Below are 254 nucleotides of genomic sequence, written 5' to 3' on the forward strand. Positions count from 1 at the left end.
GCATTTTGCTATCAGCTTCCTTCAGATTCAACGTCGCCGTTGAACCCTTGCCGAGTCGCTAACCTTTCCCCTCATCGGGCAGGTTCGGGATTTGCACCCTATAGAGAGACGCCCTGCTGGGCGCACAATCGAGTAGAGGGTTGGGTTGCCCCGTCCCCCTCTCACAGCACCCACCGTACGGTTCCGTAGTGGGCGCTTCATTAACAAATCGCCATAAAGCGGAGAGAATACAACCCTAATCTGGCGAAACGGCG

1 protein-coding gene is annotated in these 254 nt (G+C 55.9%); it reads left to right on the plus strand.

All coding sequences use genetic code 11. The features are described from left to right. On the plus strand, positions 1 to 189 hold a 189-nt coding region (locus ACYQ4O_RS13170; RefSeq protein ID WP_460175894.1), incomplete at its 5' end, for a hypothetical protein. Positions 190 to 254 lie beyond the last annotated feature (65 nt).

The sequence above is a fragment of the Turicimonas sp. TL08 genome (assembly GCF_054660695.1).